This window comes from Corallococcus aberystwythensis (assembly GCF_003612165.1).
Lineage (GTDB): Bacteria > Myxococcota > Myxococcia > Myxococcales > Myxococcaceae > Corallococcus > Corallococcus aberystwythensis.
Genome location: NZ_RAWK01000049.1, coordinates 1 through 17,420 on the forward strand (window position 1 = coordinate 1; position 17,420 = coordinate 17,420).

At 68.4% G+C, this 17,420-nt stretch carries 12 protein-coding genes and 1 riboswitch; of the genes, 8 read left to right on the forward strand and 4 right to left on the reverse strand.

Features of this window, described 5'->3' with window-relative positions:
- On the reverse strand, window positions 1-1,269 hold a 1,269-nt coding region (pdxR, locus tag D7W81_RS10305), incomplete at its 3' end, for a MocR-like pyridoxine biosynthesis transcription factor PdxR (RefSeq protein ID WP_147445419.1).
- 83 nt (window positions 1,270-1,352) lie between these two features.
- Between pdxR and D7W81_RS10310 the strand changes: the two genes are divergently transcribed.
- The 3 genes from D7W81_RS10310 (at window position 1,353) to sthA (ending at window position 4,940) form a co-directional block, all read left to right on the forward strand.
- The gene (locus tag D7W81_RS10310) at window positions 1,353-1,808 is read left to right on the forward strand and encodes a cupin domain-containing protein (protein ID WP_120555174.1); all 456 of its coding nucleotides are present in this window, start codon (window positions 1,353-1,355) and stop codon (window positions 1,806-1,808) included.
- 117 nt (window positions 1,809-1,925) lie between these two features.
- Window positions 1,926-3,446, forward strand: a complete 1,521-nt coding sequence (locus D7W81_RS10315; RefSeq protein ID WP_158621540.1) for a PPC domain-containing protein — start codon at window positions 1,926-1,928, stop codon at window positions 3,444-3,446.
- A 96-nt stretch (window positions 3,447-3,542) separates the two neighbouring features.
- Entirely contained in the window at window positions 3,543-4,940 is a 1,398-nt protein-coding gene (gene sthA / locus D7W81_RS10320; RefSeq protein WP_120555176.1) for a Si-specific NAD(P)(+) transhydrogenase, read from the forward strand.
- A 69-nt stretch (window positions 4,941-5,009) separates the two neighbouring features.
- Here the strand turns inward: sthA and ahcY are convergent, their stop codons facing one another.
- Together ahcY and D7W81_RS10330 are read right to left on the reverse strand one after the other, a co-directional pair.
- Window positions 5,010-6,440 carry an adenosylhomocysteinase gene (gene ahcY / locus D7W81_RS10325; protein WP_120555177.1) on the reverse strand — a complete coding sequence of 477 codons (1,431 nt, stop codon included), beginning with the start codon at window positions 6,438-6,440 and terminating at the stop codon, window positions 5,010-5,012.
- Between the two features lie 91 nt (window positions 6,441-6,531).
- Window positions 6,532-6,604, reverse strand: a riboswitch (S-adenosyl-L-homocysteine riboswitch).
- A gap of 121 nt (window positions 6,605-6,725) precedes the next feature.
- Window positions 6,726-7,007 (reverse strand): membrane lipoprotein lipid attachment site-containing protein, encoded by a 282-nt coding sequence (locus D7W81_RS10330; protein WP_120555178.1) that lies wholly within the window; start codon window positions 7,005-7,007, stop codon window positions 6,726-6,728.
- Window positions 7,008-7,413: 406 nt separating this feature from the next.
- Between D7W81_RS10330 and D7W81_RS10335 the strand changes: the two genes are divergently transcribed.
- The 4 genes from D7W81_RS10335 (at window position 7,414) to D7W81_RS10350 (ending at window position 13,442) form a co-directional block, all read left to right on the forward strand.
- Window positions 7,414-8,715 (forward strand): AHH domain-containing protein, encoded by a 1,302-nt coding sequence (locus D7W81_RS10335; RefSeq protein ID WP_120555201.1) that lies wholly within the window; start codon window positions 7,414-7,416, stop codon window positions 8,713-8,715.
- A 1-nt stretch (window position 8,716) separates the two neighbouring features.
- The gene (locus tag D7W81_RS10340) at window positions 8,717-9,319 is read left to right on the forward strand and encodes an imm11 family protein (RefSeq protein ID WP_208721250.1); all 603 of its coding nucleotides are present in this window, start codon (window positions 8,717-8,719) and stop codon (window positions 9,317-9,319) included.
- Complete coding sequence (locus D7W81_RS41910) at window positions 9,303-10,262, forward strand: hypothetical protein (protein ID WP_147445420.1); 960 nt, start codon at window positions 9,303-9,305, stop codon at window positions 10,260-10,262. Before D7W81_RS10340 ends, D7W81_RS41910 begins: the two co-directional genes overlap by 17 nt.
- Window positions 10,263-10,661: 399 nt before the next feature.
- Window positions 10,662-13,442 carry a cation-translocating P-type ATPase gene (locus tag D7W81_RS10350; protein WP_120555181.1) on the forward strand — a complete coding sequence of 927 codons (2,781 nt, stop codon included), beginning with the start codon at window positions 10,662-10,664 and terminating at the stop codon, window positions 13,440-13,442.
- Between the two features lie 5 nt (window positions 13,443-13,447).
- On the opposite strand, the gene D7W81_RS10355 is transcribed toward D7W81_RS10350, so the two are convergent.
- Complete coding sequence (locus D7W81_RS10355; RefSeq protein WP_147445421.1) at window positions 13,448-15,946, reverse strand: sensor histidine kinase; 2,499 nt, start codon at window positions 15,944-15,946, stop codon at window positions 13,448-13,450.
- 168 nt (window positions 15,947-16,114) lie between these two features.
- Between D7W81_RS10355 and D7W81_RS10360 the strand changes: the two genes are divergently transcribed.
- Window positions 16,115-17,413 carry a universal stress protein gene (locus D7W81_RS10360; protein ID WP_120555183.1) on the forward strand — a complete coding sequence of 433 codons (1,299 nt, stop codon included), beginning with the start codon at window positions 16,115-16,117 and terminating at the stop codon, window positions 17,411-17,413.
- The last annotated feature ends 7 nt before the right edge of the window (window positions 17,414-17,420 follow it).

A 17,420-nucleotide genomic window follows, 5' to 3' on the forward strand; every position in this document is an offset into this window, starting at 1 on the left:
GGCCCGCGCCACCGTCTCCCGCTCCAGCGCCAGCCCGCCCCGCCGGAACGTCGCGCTCAGGTGCAGGCCCGCCACGGAGGGCACCACCTGGAGCCAGTCCCCGCAGTGGCGCGCCAGCCCTTCCGCGACGCGCGCATGCCGCGCCTCGTACTCCCGCCGCATCTTGCGGATGTGCCGCGCGAGCCCACCGCTGTCGATGAACCGCGCGAGCGCGGCCTGTTCCGGCACCGGGCTGTGCCAATCCATCACGCGCCGGGCCCACCGCAGCTCCCGCTGGAGCGAGGGCGGCGCGACGAGGAAGCCCAACCGCAGCATGGGCACCATCACCTTCGAGAACGACCCCACGTAGAGCACCCGCCCGGAGCGGTCCATCCCGTGCAACGTCTCCAGGGGCCGGCCGCCGAAGCGGAACTCGCTGTCGTAGTCATCTTCAATCACCACCGCGTCCCGCTGCTTCGCCCACGCCAGCAACGCGACTCTCCGCGGGGGCGACATGGGCATCCCCAGCGGGAACTGGTGCGAAGGCGTGACATAGACGAGCCGCGCGGTGTCCGGCAGCGCCGCCACGTCCAGCCCCTCCGCGTCCACCGGCACAGGCACGACGCGCGCGCCCAATGACTGGAACACCTGCCGCGCGGGTGGATAGCCCGGCTCCTCCATGGCGACGCAGTCTCCCGGTTCGATGAGCACCCGGCCCACGAGGTCCAGCGCCTGCTGCGCGCCATTCGTGATGAGCACGTCCTCCGCCTCCGCGCGCACGCCCCGCGCGACGCCCACGTGCCTCGCCACCGCCTCCCGCAGCCCATGGTGTCCCGCGGCGTCCACGTAGCCCCGGGTCAGCGCGGCGGGCCGAAGCTGGCGCGCCACCAGCCGGCGCCAGGACTCGAAGGGAAAGCCCGAGACGTCCGGGCTGCCCACGCCAAAGTCATACGCGGCGGGAGCCAGCGGCACGGGCAGCTCCGGCAGCGCGCGCCAGAAGGCCCGGGCACGCAGCGGCACCTGGGGTTCCCTCCGGCCTCTCGGCCTGGAGGCGTCTCCCTGGACGAAGCTGCCCGCTCGCGTGCGCCCCGCGATGAGCCCCTCGGCGGTGAGCCACTCATACGCCACGCTCACGGTGTTGCGCGCCACGTCCAGGCGCAGCGCCAGCTCGCGGGTGGGCGGCAAGCGTTCCCCGCGCCGCAGGCGCCCGTCGAGGATGGCCGCGCGCAGCCCCCGGTAGATCTGCCCGGCCAGGTCCCGGCGGCCACGGAGCTCCACATGGAAATCCATGCCCCATCCTCCCACGGATTGGCCCAATGGAATTCGTCAATCCTGGCCCTGTCAGCGGGCCAGCGGCGGACCATCCTGCCGGCATGACCTCTTCCTCCTACGCCTCCCACCCCATCGACTCCGAACGCATGCCGTGGATCCCCATGGGCCGGCCCGGGCTCGCGTTCAAGCCGCTGCGCTTCTTCCGCGACGGCAGCGGCTGGATGTACCTCTTCCGCCTGGAGCCCGGCACCCTCATCCCCCGGCACCGCCACGTCGGCGAGTCGCACGCCTTCAACATCTCCGGCCGCCGCCAGCTGCTCGACACCGGCGAGGTGATTGGCCCGGGCACGTATGTCTATGAACCGCCCGGCAACGTCGACAGCTGGCAGGTCGTGGGCGACGAACCCGTCGTCCTGCACATCACCGTGAAGGGCGGCATCGAATACCTGGGCGAAGACGGCCAGGTCCTCAAGAGCGTGAGCCCCGCGGAGCGGCTGGAGACCTACCGCCGCTGGTGCCAGGAGCACGGCACGGAGTTCCTCGCCACCTGCGAGTAACCCGCGCCCTAAAAATGTCAGACACGCTTGCTAGGGTTCTCTTCATCCGACGGACGGCAACGAGAGTCTTTCCGCCGCCGCGGGTGCAACACCTTCTCACAAACCGAGGAGCAACCCTTGAAGCGTCTTGCATGGAAGGCTTTCGCCGCGGCGTGGCTGACGTGTTCCCTCGCGGGTTGTGGCCCTGAGTTCGAAGCACCGGCGGAAGAGACCGTGGAACAGGCCCCGCTGGCACCGAAGGGGCCGCCGCCGGAGGAGCGGGTCGGGGCGCTGGCCTCTGGCTGCTCGGGGACCATCGCGCTCGCCAGCAACGTCCCCGTCAGCAACATCAGCGCGAATACCGGCGAATGGTCCTGCACCTACACCTTCAACGTCACCTCACCGAACAGCACCCTGAAGATCACCACCACCAGTGGCACGGGCGACGCGGACCTCTACGTGCGCTACGGCTCGGAGCCGTCCACCACCGGCGTGAATGATTGCAAGTCCGACCAGAGCAGCAACGCCGAGACCTGCGAAATCACCAACGCGAAGGTCGGCGTCTATTACGTGAAGGTCTACGGCTACGCGGCCTTCACCGGCTTGAAGCTGACGGCGGTCTACACGCCCGTGGGCAGCTCCGGTTGCTCCAGCACCACCACGATGAGCAACGGCGTCCCCGCGTACGGCGTGGGCACGGCGGAGGCCAGCTGGTCCTGCATCTACATGCTCTATGTCCCCACGGGGGCCACCCGGGTGGACTTCGTCACCAGCGGGGGCAGCGGCGACGGTGACCTGTTCGTCCGCCGGGGCTCGTCCCCCAATGACGTGACGTATGACTGCAAGGCCGCCGGCCCCACCAACGTGGAGACCTGCACGCTCACCGTGACGGAGCCCGGCATCTACTACGCGCGGATGTATGGCTATCACGCGTTCTCCGGCGCCTCCATCACGGGCACCTACACCCTGACCACGGGCCAGCCGGGCTGCACGACCACCAGCCCCCTCACCAACAACTCGCCCACCTCCGGAGTGAGCGCGCCTGCCGGGACCTTCTCCTGCGACTACACGCTGGAAGTCCCGGCCGGAGCCACCAGCGTCACGTTCAACACCTACGGCGGCTCCGGCGCTCCCGCGCACCTCTACGTGAAGCGCGGCAGCGCCCCCACCCTGAGCGCCTACGACTGCGCCGGCACGCTGGGCGGCAGCAGCAACAACAGCCAGACGTGCACCCTCAACACGCCCGCGGCGGGCACCTGGCACGTGCGCCTGTACAACGCGGGCTCGTCCCTGCCGCTCACCGGCGCCACCCTGCGCGGCGCGTATGTCACCGGCGGCGGGAACCCCAGCAGCGGCACGCTGGTGAACGACGTGCCGGTGAGCAATCTCTCCGGCCTCAAGGACTCGTACCGCTACTGGACCATCACCGTGCCGTCCGGGAAGTCCTCGCTGCTCGTGACGACGACGGGTGGCACGGGGGACGCGGACCTGTACGTCCGTCAGGGCTCGAAGCCCGAGGATTACGTCTACGACTGCCGCCCGCTGACGGGAGGCAACACGGAGTCGTGCCTCATCAGCAATCCCGTCGCGGGCGTCTACCACGTGATGATCAAGGGCTACGCGGACTACGCCGGGGTGACCTTGAAGGCGACCTACTGAAGGCGACTCGCTGAAGCCCCCTGAAGTGTGAAGCAGTGCCCGGCTCCAGGGTGATTTCTTCCCCTGGGGCCGGGGTTGGGGGAACACTCCGGACCCATGAGCGCTCGGCGGTTCGACGTGGTGGTCCTCGGCTCCGGTCCGGGGGGTGAAGGGGCTTCGATGAAGGCGGCGAAGTCCGGCCGCAAGGTGTGCGCCGTGGAGCAGGGGGCGCTGGTGGGTGGCGCCTGCACGCACACCGCCACCATCCCCTCCAAGGCCCTGCGCCACGCCATCCAGCGGCTGATGGACGTGCAGAAGGACCACCCGGAGATGCGGGCGGACCTGGCCCGCCACACCACCCTCAAGGACATGATGCGCGCGGCGACCAACGTCGTGTCCAAGCAGGTGGACCTGCGCACCACCTTCTACGAGCGCAACCGGGTGGAGCTGGTGGTGGGCCGGGCGAAGTTCCGGGACGCCCACACCGTGGAAGTGATGGAGCCGCGCGGCTCCGTGGAGCTGCTCACCGCGGATGCCTTCGTCATCGCCACGGGCTCGCGGCCCTACCGGCCCGCGAACGTGGACTTCCGCCACCCGCGCATCTTCGACTCGGACACCATCCTCAAGCTGCGCGAGTCCCCGCTGTCGATGATCATCTACGGCGCGGGCGTCATCGGCTGCGAGTACGCCTCCATGTTCCGGATGCTCGGCGTGAAGGTGGACCTGGTGAACACGCGCGACCGGCTCCTGTCCTTCCTGGACGACGAAATCTCCGACGCCCTCTCCTACCACCTGCGCGAGCAGGGCGTGCTCATCCGCCACCAGGAGGAGATGGTGTCCGTGGAGCCGCACGACGACAGCGTGGTGCTCCACCTGAAGAGCGGCAAGCGGCTGAAGGCGGACGTGTTCCTCTGGGCCAACGGCCGCTCCGGCAACAGCCAGGACCTGGGGCTGGAGGCGCTGGGCGTCGCGGTGGACTCCCGCGGCTGCATCCAGGTCAACGACGGCTACCAGACGTCCGTGCCCCACATCTACGCGGTGGGTGACGTGGTGGGCGCCCCGTCCCTGGCGAGCGCGTCCTATGACCAGGGCCGCTTCGCCGCCACGCACATCGTGGAGGGGCGGCTGGAGCACAAGCTGGTGAAGGACATCCCCACCGGCATCTACACCAGCCCTGAAATCAGCAGCCTGGGCCGCACCGAGCGCGAGCTCACCCAGGCGGGCGTCCCCTACGAAGTGGGCCACGCCTTCTTCAAGAGCCTGGCCCGCGCGCAAATCACCGGCCGCACCGTGGGCATGCTGAAGCTGCTGTTCCACCGGGAGACGCGGGAGATTCTCGGCATCCACTGCTTCGGGGACAACGCCTCGGAGATCATCCACATCGGCCAGGCCATCATGGCGCAGGACTGGCCGGGCAACGGCATCGACTACTTCATCAATACAACCTTCAACTACCCCACCATGGCGGAGGCGTACCGCGTGGCGGCGCTCAACGGCCTCAACCGGCTGTTCTAGCCGGAAACACGAAGGGCACCGCGGGCGGCAAGGCCCACGGTGCCCCGGGTGTGTCACATCAGGCAGGGACTAGTAGCGGTAGGTGTCCTGCTTGTACGGGCCGCTCTTCTCCACGCCGATGTACTGCGCCTGCTCCGGGGTGAGCTCCGTGAGCTGGGCGTTGAGCTTCTTGAGCTGGAGCCGGGCGACCTTCTCGTCCAGGTGCTTGGGCAGCACGTACACCTTGCCCACCTGGTACTTGTCGCTGTGCGAGTAGAGCTCGATCTGCGCGATGGTCTGGTTCGCGAAGGAGCTGGACATCACGTAGCTGGGGTGGCCGGTGCCGCAGCCCAGGTTCACCAGGCGGCCCTTGGCCAGCAGGATGATGCGCTTGTTGTCCGGGAAGATGACGTGGTCGACCTGGGGCTTGATCTCCTCCCACTGGTACTTCTCCAGGGAGGCGACCTCGATCTCATTGTCGAAGTGGCCGATGTTGCAGACGATGGCCTGGTCCTTCATCTTGGCCATGTGCTCATGGGTGATGACGGACTTGTTGCCCGTGGCGGTGACGAAGATGTCCGCCTTGTCCGCGGCGTACTCCATGGTCACGACGCGGTAGCCCTCCATCGCGGCCTGGAGCGCGCAGATGGGGTCGATTTCGGTCACCCACACCTGGGCGGACAGCGCGCGCAGGGCCTGCGCGGAGCCCTTGCCCACGTCGCCATAGCCCGCGACGACGGCGATCTTCCCGGCCACCATCACGTCCGTGGCGCGCTTGATGCCGTCCACCAGGGACTCACGGCAGCCGTAGAGGTTGTCGAACTTGCTCTTCGTCACGCTGTCGTTGACGTTGATGGCGCGGAACAGAAGCGTGCCCTTGGCGGACATCTCCTGGAGGCGGTGCACGCCCGTGGTCGTCTCTTCCGTGACGCCCATGATCTTGGCGCTCTTGCGCGAGTACCAGGTCGCGTCCTCGGCGAGCTTGGCCTTGATGGAGGCGTACAGCTCCGTCTCCTCCTCGCTCTGGGGGTTGGCGATGACGGACAGGTCCTTCTCCGCGCGCTTGCCCAGGTGCATGAGCAGCGTGGCGTCACCGCCGTCGTCGAGGATCATGTTCGGACCCTCGTGGTCGCTGCCGGCGGGGCCGAACTCGAAGATGCGGTGGGTGAAGTCCCAGTACTCCTTGAGGGACTCGCCCTTGTGGGCGAACACCGGCGTACCGGCCTCCACCAGCGCGGCGGCCGCGTGGTCCTGGGTGGAGAAGATGTTGCACGACGCCCAGCGCACCTGCGCGCCCAGCGCCTGGAGCGTCTCCACCAGCACGGCCGTCTGGATGGTCATGTGCAGGGAGCCCGTGACGCGCGCGCCCTTGAGCGGCTGCTGCTTCGCGTACTCGTCGCGGATCGCCATGAGCGCGGGCATCTCGCTCTCGGCGATGCGGATCTCCTTGCGGCCCCAGCTGGCGAGCTTGAGGTCGGCGATGGCGTAGTCGTGATTCTGCTGCTTGGTAACCGCGGTCATGGTGTGGCTCCGGATCCAGGTGTGGCGCGCCGTGCTGGCAAAGGAGAGGCTTGGGCCCAGGAACGGCCGCCTCACCCTCGCAAGAAACGCGTACAGGTGAGCGCCGTTGGGTCATTCGGCTTCGAGCCTGGGGCCGGGAAGGCCTCGCAACGCTCCTCGAAGTCGCGGGGGAAACTACGGGAAGGCGTCCGTAATTTCAAAGGGAGATTGGCGCTCGCCGGGTCGGCCGCTGGTCCCATGTAGGAGTGGGCGGGAGGACACCCGCCCGCTCCCACGTCCGCCCTCCTAGAAGCAGGCTGCCACGGTGCCCTTGTAGTCGTAGTAGCGGCCACGCACGCCGTGCTGGACGTAATAGGGACCGCAGTCACAGTCCTCGCGGCCCACCTCGATGGTCTTCGCGGCGTCGCTGTACCACCACATGGTCCAGGTCCGCGAACCGTCACAGGGGTAGATGATCCCCTGCTCCTGGCTGGACAGCTCCTCGTTGGCGGCGGCCTCGTCGGTGGGCGCTCCACCGCAGGCGGAGAGGAACAGGGCCGCGACAGCCGCGAACACAACGCGCTTCATCGACATGGGTTTCCCTCGCTCAGCGGACGCGCGAAAGGCGCATCCGAGCGCTGGAGGATCTCCCGGCTTCTGGCGGGAAAGCAAATCACCATAGCAATCACACACACGGGAGCACCGGCAGCGCGTCCAATGACACACTGACCTTCAATCCCCGAACCCACCCTGGCGTGGTGCGCACGGACCTGGGCGCACGGCCGGGCTCATAGGCTGGCTGCTGTCCCAGGACGGGGGCGCTCGCGGCTGGACAGCGAGTGGAAGCTCCTGTGGCGACGGATCGACCGCCATCCCAGGGCCGACCACCCAACCAGCCAGGCCTTAAAACCCATTTATCCATCGAAATCTGAGAGAACTGGAGTGAGAATGGCATACCTCCTGACTTCCAGGTGGTTCGGCTTCGGGGGTGTTTGTGCGCTTGGTGGGAGCCGTCGCGTTATTGTTTTTTGTGGGAGGGTGTGCGACCACTCGCGTTATCCACGTTGATGTTGGAGACGGCAGGCAGGTGGTCCACGAATCCGTGGAGGTTGCTCCGGTCCAGGTGAGTGAGGACGCGTTCAAGGCCGCCCTCGCGCAGCTCATCCTGGACATCCGCATGGACGTTGCCTTCCGCGAGACCGATGCGGCCGACCAGCGAGGATCGGTGAGGTCCAGGACCCTGCTCGCGTCCGCGAAGGGACTCGCGGACCCTGGCTCGGGCAGCTCACCTGAATCGCTGTACGCGCGCATCTGCCCTGACGGGGACGACTGCTTGACCCTGGTGGGCGGGACGGGGCTGACGTTCTCGCGCAAGGACCGAACAATGATGGCGCTATCGTTCGCGCTCGACACCGTGTGGGATAGTGTCGAGGCCGAGGTCGGCAAGATGCTGAACCCGGTGGTGCTCAAGGCCATGGTGACCTCGGTCGCCTTGTCCGTGCTCCTCACGATGACGCTGCCCGAACCCGTCACGAAGGTCATCGCGGTGGCACTGACCGCGGCGATGGTGGCCTACCTGGGGGTGGTGCCGGTCTGGGAAATGGGACGGGGCTTCGTACGGTTGTGGGACGACGCCGGGACGGCAACGAGCGTCATCGAGTTGCAGGACATTGGCCATCGCTTCGGCAAGGTGCTCGGGACAAACGGGACGCGTGTCCTGGTGTTGCTCGTCACCACGGCCTTGGGAGGAAGGAGTGCGATGGCGGCCCAGGGGCCCAGGCTCCCGGGCTTCTCCCAGGCCGCACTTCGCGCGCAGGCCGAAGGCGGATTCGGACTCGCCGCTGCTTTGAATGGCGGAGTGGGCTCAATCTCGTTGCCTTCTGCCGGTGTGCTCAACGTGGCGCTGGCTCCGGGAGCGGCGGCTGCACTGGCGATGTACTCAGACGGGCGGTTTCCCGGGGACGCGACGGGACCGGTTCATCACATCTGCACGAACAAGAACCCCATCTCCGATGTGACTGGCGGTCCCTGGACGCCTCAGTGCGCGAAGATATTCGAGAAGGCCGGAATGACTCTCGAAGATGCTGCCAACAAGGTGCGGCTCAAGGGGCACGAAGGGCCTCACCCTGAGCTGTACCACCAAAAAGTAGTTCGGCGCCTTGAACGCTCGGTTGCGCACTGCCGAACAACGGAGGCCTGCCGGGCTGTATTGATGAGGGAGCTTGCGAGGATAGCCAACGAACTTCTGACGCAAGGTTCCGAGTTACGGAGTTTCATCGTAAAGGTGGAGAGCTGAGATGGAACGTCACTTCTACTCGGTGGAGCTTGGAAATGTTCCGCGGTGGCTCCTTGAGACGCCGACACGGGATTCTGGAGAGGCGTTTGACGAGCCTTGGATGTTCGCGGATGGTCGCGTCCTTCCCGACCTGGGAGCCCTTAGGGCGCGAATCGCACATCCAGGCAGGAAACGGACGTTTGATTTCTCTGTGATTGAAGCAGCTCCCATTGCCAGTGAGCTTGTCGCAAATATTTTCAGAACACTAGCCCCCGATGACGTGCAACTCTTCCCGGTGTCAATTGAGGGAGAGGCCGAGCCGTTCTTCGTCGTCAATGCCACCAAGGTGGTTGATTGCATCGACGAGGCACGGTGCCGGGAGGTGCATCACTACGATGAGGACAACCCCTCCACTGACTACCCGGGGGAGTACAACTGGATCTACGGACTGCGAATCGACCCAGCAAAGACCAGGGGCGCTCAGGTCTTCCGGCTGAAGAAGTTCAAGGTCGCGTTCATCGTCTCTGAGGACGTCAAGAACGCCCTCGAAGCGGTCGGCAACCTCGGGGTGTCTTTCGAGCACGTAACCGGCCCCAGTGGAGGTCAGAATGACCAGCACGCCTGAGTGGCAACCTTTCAGTGTCGGTCTGCCCAGTGATGATCCGACATTGAATGACAGAAAATGCAGCCCATTCAGTGTAGTTCATCACGTCACCCATCTGGATGCGGCGCACACGATTTTAACCCAACGGAAGCTGCGAGCTGGGCTCATAGGGGACGAAAGCAAGCTAAGGAAGCATCGAATTCTCGTGAATTGGCTTTCACCCAACACATGGACGAACGGCTCTCGATACGGCAATGTTCAATTTACATTCAGATGGCCTGAGCTTGTTGAGGGGCTGAAGTTCTACTGGGTCGAAGTGATGGACCATTCGATCAAGGCGCCCAGGATCCTGGCAACGGATCGGAACCACGACAAGCTACTTGAACCTTATGACCCGACTGTGCGCGAGGGGCCTTGGTGGCACTCTCGGGAGCGGGGCACTCACTACTGGAATGGGAACCATACGCTCGAAATAATGGTTGAGCGCGATATCGATCTCTCTGAATGCAAAGAGATCGGGTTTGTCAGGCACAACCCCAACATGTGCTGCATCGACTGGAAGAATTGCCGCGAGAGGGGGATGTACGACTTCAAGGCTGCGACCAAGTTTCTTGGCGGGCACCTTGCCGGGTACGGATTTGCGTCTGCGGAGACTGCAAAGTGGGATGGCCCACCAATCGAGCCAAAGCAACTGCGGGATGCCTGGGATTCTATTGAGTCCATTCTGACGCGCCATACGAAGAAGCTCTCCTTCGAAGACGGGAGCATCACGGTGGACGATTCGATGGCTCCTGTGTTGGCGCGATCATTGTTTCGGGTCTTCGCAACGGCCCCCAGGGAGAATGTCGATGAGGAACAACTGAGGAACATCGCAGCTCTCTTTGCGAACCAGTGGGCTGTCCTTGACGCTTGCAAGGCCGAGTTCACGCGGGTCTTCGGAGAATTGCGTGAACGGCCCATTTAACGCATTGGCTGTACGAAGCAGCGTGAGTGATAGAGAAGGTCTATTCCCCGAATTTCGGGCCAGTTGAAGCAAGAGAGAGTGGGAGTACTCGTGACCAAGCGGCATGTAGATCCGCATTCAGAGAGAGGCTGAGCCCCCTGGCGCCAGTGTGGTGGAGGTGTGTCCTAGGTGAAGCGCGCGTGGAAGCGCCCGGAGGGCTGCGCCGCACGGCTCGCGCGCGGGCGATGGTCCCCTCTGGAGGATGCCCGCTGGATGCTGGAGGAAGCCGAGCAGCCGTGGCTGCGATGTCACCCGGGGCACGGCCACACGACAGGCATTGCGTGACACTACCGCCCAGCTGCTCGCCTCCCGCTGACGGGCAGCCCTGCCCGTGGCCAGCTTCCCCCTGGGAGGCATGCCATGCAGGAGCCATCACAGCCCAGGAAGCAGGCCGTCCTTCGTTCCCCTGACGTGCCTTCCGTCCCCTGGCATGCGCTGCCCGCGGAGGCCGTGCTGGAGCGGCTCGGCAGTACGCCCCAGGGGTTGACGGAGGAGGCAGCGAGGGAGCGGCTCGCGCGCCATGGCCCCAACGTGCTGGAGCGCTCGCGGCCTGACAGCGCGTGGAAGCTCTTGTGGCGGCAGATCGACAGCCCGCTCATCTGGGTCCTCATCGCTTCGGCGGGCCTGGCCATCCTCCTTGGCAAGGTGACGGATGGGCTGGTGGTCGCGGCCGTCGTGGTCCTCAACACCGTCATCGGCTTCGTGCAGGAGTACCGCGCGGGGCGGGCCATTGAAGCGCTGAACCACATGGTGCCGGAGACCGCCCATGTGCTGCGGGAGGGGCACCCCGTGGCGCGGCCCGCCGCGGAGCTCGTCCCCGGTGACATCGTGCAGCTGGCGTCAGGTGACCGCGTGCCCGCGGACCTGCGACTCCTGCGCTCCCGCAACTTCCAGGTGGAGGAGGCCGCGCTCACCGGTGAATCCGTCCCCTCCAGCAAGCACGTCGCGACCGTCGCCGGGGACGCGGAGCTGGGAGACCGGGCGAACTTGGCCTTCGGTGGCACGCTGGTGACGTCCGGCACCTCCACCGCCGTCGTCGTCGCCACGGGCAGCGCCACGGAGCTGGGCCGCATCTCCCACATGATGGAGCAGACCGCGGACCTGAGCACGCCCCTCACGCGCGAGCTGGCCCGGCTGGGGCGCGTCATCTCGGGCGGCATCGTGGTGCTGTCCGCCGTGCTGCTCGGGGTGGGGATGATCCGGGGCTATGCCTTCAGCGACGCCGTGCTGGTGGCCATCACCCTGGCGGTGGCCGCCATCCCGGAGGGCCTGCCCGCCATCGTCACCATTGCCCTGGCCATTGGCGTGCAACGCATGGCGGCCCGCCGCGCCGTCATCCGCAAGCTGCCCGCCGTGGAGACGCTGGGCAGCACCACCGTCATCTGCACCGACAAGACGGGCACCCTCACCCGCAACGAGATGACCGTGCAGGCGCTGTGGACCTGGCGCGGGCACACCGCGCTCACCGGCGTGGGCCACACCCCCGAGGGACAGCTGCTGCGCAACGGGCGCCCCGTGGAGGAGCTGCCCGGGGACGTGCACGCGCTACTGCTCGCGGGTGTGCTCTGCAACGAGGCCGACCTCCAGCCCCGCGAGGGACGCTGGGGCATGACGGGCGACCCCACGGAGGGCGCGCTGCTCTTCGCCGCGAAGAAGGTAGGCCTGGGCGTCACGGAGCTGCGCGAGCGTCATCCGCGCCTGGACGCCATCCCCTTCGAGTCCGAGCACCAGTACATGGCCACGCTCCACGCGGACGGCCCGGAGGGCGCGGAGCTGTTCCTGAAGGGCGCTCCGGAGGTGGTGCTGCGCCGCTGCGGACCGGGGACGGACCGGGACGCCGTGCTGGTGGAGGTGGAGCGCATGGCGCGGCAGGGGCTGCGCGTGCTCGCCTTCGCGCACAAGGGCATGGCCCTCGCGGAGGCCCTGCGGCCCCAGGACGTGGAGGACGGCTTCACGCTGCTGGGCCTGCAGGGGATGATCGACCCGCCCCGTGAAGAGGCGATGGCCTCCGTGAAGGGCTGCCACGCCGCCGGCATCCGCGTGAAGATGATGACCGGTGACCACCTGGGCACGGCGGAGGCCATCGGTCTGAAGCTGGGCATCCACTCCCCGGCACACCCGGGCCTCACCGGCGCGCAGCTGGCCCGCATGAGCGACGCGGAGCTGGCCGAAGCGGTGAAGGACACGAACGTGTTCGCGCGCCTGGCCCCTGAACACAAGCTGCGGCTGGTGCGCGCGCTCCAGGCTCAAGGGCACGTGGTGGCGATGACGGGCGACGGCGTCAACGACGCGCCCTCGCTCAAACAGGCGAACATCGGCGTGGCCATGGGCATCACCGGCACGGCGGTGTCCCGAGAGGCCGCGGACCTGGTGCTGACGGACGACAACTTCGCCACCATCGTCGCCGCCGTTGAAGAGGGCCGCCGCGTCTATGACAACCTCATCAAGTCACTCGCCTTCGTGCTGCCCACCAACCTGGGGCTCGCCCTCATCCTCATGCTGGGCGTGACCTTCTTCCCGCTTCAAGAGGCCGGCGGCGTGCGCGAACCGCTGCTGGCCATGCGCCCCACGCAGCTCTTGTGGATCAACCTGGTGGCCACCGTCACGCTGGCGCTGCCCCTGGCCTTCGAGGCGAAGGAGCGCCACGTCATGCGCCGCCCGCCACGCGCGCCGGACACGCCCGTGCTGAGCCACTTCGTGGTGATGCGCACGGGGCTCGTCGCGGTGTTGATGGCGGCGGGCGCCATTGGCCTGTTCCTCTGGGAGTTCGCGCGCCAGGGCGGCACCGGCACGGTCCCCCCTGAATTGGCCCTGGCCGAGGCGCGCACCATGGCCGTCAACACCGTGGTCAGCTTTCAAATCTTCTACCTGTGGCTGTGCCGCACGCTGACCGGCTCCACGCGCGAGGTGGGCTTCACCAGCAACCGCACCGTGTTCGTGGGCATCGCGGCGCTGGTGCTCCTGCAGGCGGCCTTCATGTACGTGCCCTTCTTCCAGCGCCTCTTCGGCTCCGCGCCGCTGTCCGCGGGGGACATCGCGCGGTCGGTGCTGGCGGGCGCCTGCGTGCTGCCCGTCGTGGGCCTGGAGAAGTGGCTGCGCTCACGGCGGCGGGAAGGGGGCCGGAGCGTGAGCGCCACCTGAAGGCCTCAGATGTGCGCCCCGGAGTGCGCGTCGGCGGACCAGGCCACCGGCAGCGTGAAGGAGAACGTGCTCCCCGCGCCTGGCGTGCTCTCCACCCCCACCTGCCCGCCATGGGCCGCCACCAGCCCCTTCACGATGGCCAGCCCCAGCCCCGCGCCCTCCTTGCGCTTCGGTCCGGATTGCCAGAAGCGCTCGAAGACGCGCGGCAGGTCCTCCTCCGGAATCCCGGGGCCCGTGTCGCTCACCCGGAAGCGGACCTGCCCCCCCTCTGGCTGGACGCGCAGGGTGATGCAGCCTCCCTCGGGCGTGAACTTGAACGCGTTGCCCAGCAGGTTGGCGAGGATCTGCAGCACCCGCTCCCGGTCCGCCAGGACGCAGGGCAGGTCCCGAGGCACGTGGGCCACGAGCCGCAGGGACTTCGCCTCCGCGAGCGCGCGGTGCTGCTCCACGGCCTCCTGGGCGAGCGGCGCCACCTCCAACGGCTCCCGCTCCACCGACAGCGCTCCCCCTTCCATCCGGGCCACGTCCAGCAGGTCCTGGATGAGCCGGTTCGCCCGCTGGACGGACTTCTGGAGGGTGTCCAGGTGCCGCCGGGGGCCATTGCCCGCGGGCAGCCCCTTCTCCAGCATCCCGGCGCTGAGCTGGATGACATTGAGCGGGGCGCGCAGGTCGTGCGCCACGATGCGCAGGACCTCGTCGCGCATGCGGCTGGCCTGTCTGGACCTTTCGAACAGGCGGGCGTTGTCCATGGCGAGCGCGGCGCGGCGGGCCAGCTCCTCCGCCAGCGCAAGGTCCCGCGGCCCGTAGCGGCGCCCCAGGCCGTACGTCGCGAGGATGAGGGCGCCCAGGTTCCGCTCCCGGCTGCGCAGCGGCACGATGATGAGCGACCGGAGCGCCAGCAGGCGCAGCTGCTCCAGGTGCCCGGCATCCAGCGCGGCCGTTTCGAGCACGTCCGGCGGGACCTCCGGCAGCAGCACCGGCTGGCCCGTGCGCAACACGAAGGCGACGATGCCCGCCGGGGGGAAGGGGTTCGGTCCATACGCCGTGGTCAGCGACTTCAGCCGCGCCGCCGTGCGGGGGTCCTGGGCCGCGCTCTCCACCCGCAGGAGGCGCCCTTCCCCGTCCAGGCTGGCCACCACGCATCCATCCGCCAGCGCCGGCACGGCGAGCGTCGCCACCGTGGCCAGCGTCGTCCGGGGCGCCAGTGACGCCGCGAGCAGCGGCCCCGCGTCCGCCAGGAAGCGCCACGCCTGCTCCAGCTCCTGGCGCGCCGTGATGTCCTGCATCTGCGAGATGAAGTGGATGGGCCTTCCCCACGCGTCGCGCACCACCGCGCCCCACACGATGACGCTGATGCGCCGGCCGTCCTTGCGGACGTAGTGCTTCTCCCGCTGGAAGGAGTCGAGTTCACCGCGGCGCATCCGCGCGGCGTTCTCCTGGTCCACGGACAGGTCCTCCGGCACGGTGAGGTCCTGGAACGACCGGTGGAGCAGTTCCTCCCGGGAGTAGCCAACGAGGCCGCAGAGCGCTTCGTTGACGTGGAGGAAGCGGCCCTGCAGGTCCACCAGCGCCATGCCGGTGGGCGCGCCCTCGAACGAGGTCCGGAAGCGCTCCTCGCTCAGCCGCAGCGAGTGCTCCACCTCCCTCCGGCTGGCGTCCAGCCGGGAGAGCGCGTTCGCATTCCAGAGGGACACGGTGAGGAAGACGGCCAGGGTCACGAGCACCAGGAGCGTGGTGCCCGTGGCCGTCCCATACAGCCCCAGCCGCTCTCCCAGGAGCCGGGCCGCCCCCGCTACGGGCACGATGAGCAGTGCCGCGAGCAGGAGCCGCCGCGCCGAGTGGCCCCCCAGGTCGCTGCGCAGGAGCGCGCGCATCAACCCCCGCTCCGGATGGACGCAGAGGATGCCGAGCGCCAGCAGCAGCAGGGCTCCCGCCATGGGAAGCCCCAGCGGCGTGGCGGGCCCATCCGCCACATGCAGGGGCGCCAGCCCGAAGCGGTGCTCCTGGTACAGCCCTCCAATGAGGCTCCATGCCGCGAGCAGCACGGTGCCGGAGGCCAGCCACCGCGCGGGGTGCCAACCCTGGTGCGTGCGGACATGGAGCATCCCGAGCGACAGCCCCGTGAGCAGCAGGCCCGCCCCGCTCCCCGGGGCATGCCGGACGAGCTCCCCGACGCCCAGGAGGCAGGCCGCCCCCGCCAGGGTCCAACCCACCGCGCGCCGCACTCCGCGCGCCGCCTCGTCATGAAGCAGCCAGAGCCCGCCCCCCGCCGCGAGCAGGCCCCAGGCGTCACCGGGCAGCGGGAGGCCCTCGCCCGCCGGGCCGGGCTCCGGAAGGGACAGGGCCCGGCCGCACAGCATGAGCGCACCCGTCAGGATCGCGACCACGCTCGCGATGGGCACGGAGACCGCGAACGCCCGCGCGAGCCGCGGCGGACCGTCAGGACGGGCTCGCGCGACCTGGCGAGGACGGGGCAGGCGACTGACGGGAACAGGGATTCGCATGACACCCCTCAGGGAACCTGGGGTCCGGCGTGGGGCCCGGCAATGCGTCCTGCCTCCCTGGATGCGCGGGAACCGCGAGCGGCCTGGCGCGCGCCACGGCGCCTCCCTTCCTCCGGGGCGGGTGGCGCGGGCGCGGTGACTTAGGTTCAAGGCAGGGGGAGGCCCGACATGAACATCGCGTGCACCACCAACTTCTCGGATGCCTCCCAGCGCGCATGCGAGACGGCGGCCCTGCTTGCCCGGCGGATGAATGCCGCGCTGCTGCTGGCGCATGCGGTGCCGGCCAACGTGGTGCGGACCTTCGGTGCGCGTGCCCACGAGGCCGTGGAGGACGCGCTCCAGGAGGAGGCGCGCAGGCTGGAGGCCCTGTCCGGCGTGAGCGTGGAGCCCGTGGTGCTGACCGGGGAGGCGGAGAAGGCCCTGAGCGCGCTGGTGACGGAGCGCGGCCTGACGCTGGTGGTGGCCGCGGCGCCTCGCGAGGAGACGCCCTTCCTGGGCCTGGGCGGCACGGTCGACCGGATGGCGCAGATGCTGACGGTGCCCTTCCTGGTGGTGCGTGAAGGCGGGGCGCTGGATGCGTGGGCGCGCGGCGAGCGTCCCCTGCGGGTGATGGTGGGCGTGGACCGCTCGCGCCCCTTCGAGGTCGCGCGGGAGTGGGTGAAGGGGCTCTCCCACTTCGGGCCGCTAGAGGTGGTGGGCGGCCGCATCTTCTGGGTCTCCGAGGAGGCGAAGCGGCTGGGGCTGGTGCACCCGCGCAGCTACAAGGACGTGTCGCTGGAGCTGCGGGAGGCGCTGGAGCGGGAGGCGGATTCGCTGCTGGAGCCGCTGCGCATGCCCGGCGTGACGGTGCGTGCGCGGTTGGAGCCGGGGCTGGGCCGCGTCGCGGATCACCTGGTCGCGCTGGCCGGGGAGGAACACGTGGACGTGCTGGTGGTGGGCACGCACCACCGCAAGGCCCTGGCGCGGCTGTGGAGTGTGTCGCAGCACGCGCGGCGGCTGGCGTCCATGTCGGTGGTGAGCGTGCCGGTGCTCACGGCCGAGCAGGGCCGGGTGGAGGAGCCGCCCCGGGTGCGCGCGGTGCTGGCGACCACCGACTTCACGGAGCCGGGGGACCGCGCCGTCGCCTACGCCTTCGCGCTCACGCCGCCCGGGGGCACCGTGCACCTCCTGCACGTGGAGCCCGCGGACGCATCCCCCGAGGCCCTCCAGGCCGCCCGGCACCAGCTGGAGCTGCGGGTGCCTCCGACGGAGCAGGAGGGGCTGCACAAGGTGGAGCTGTCGGTGCTGAAGGGCGACGACGTGGCGGGGGTCATCACCCAGGCCGCGGAGCGCTACTGCGTGGACCTCTTGTGTTTGGGCACGCACGCCCGCACCGGCGTGAGCCGCGCGGTGCTGGGCTCGGTGGCGCAGCAGGTGATGGCCCGCAGCGACCGGCCCGCGGTCACGGTCCGCATGCCGCGCGCCTGAAGAAAGC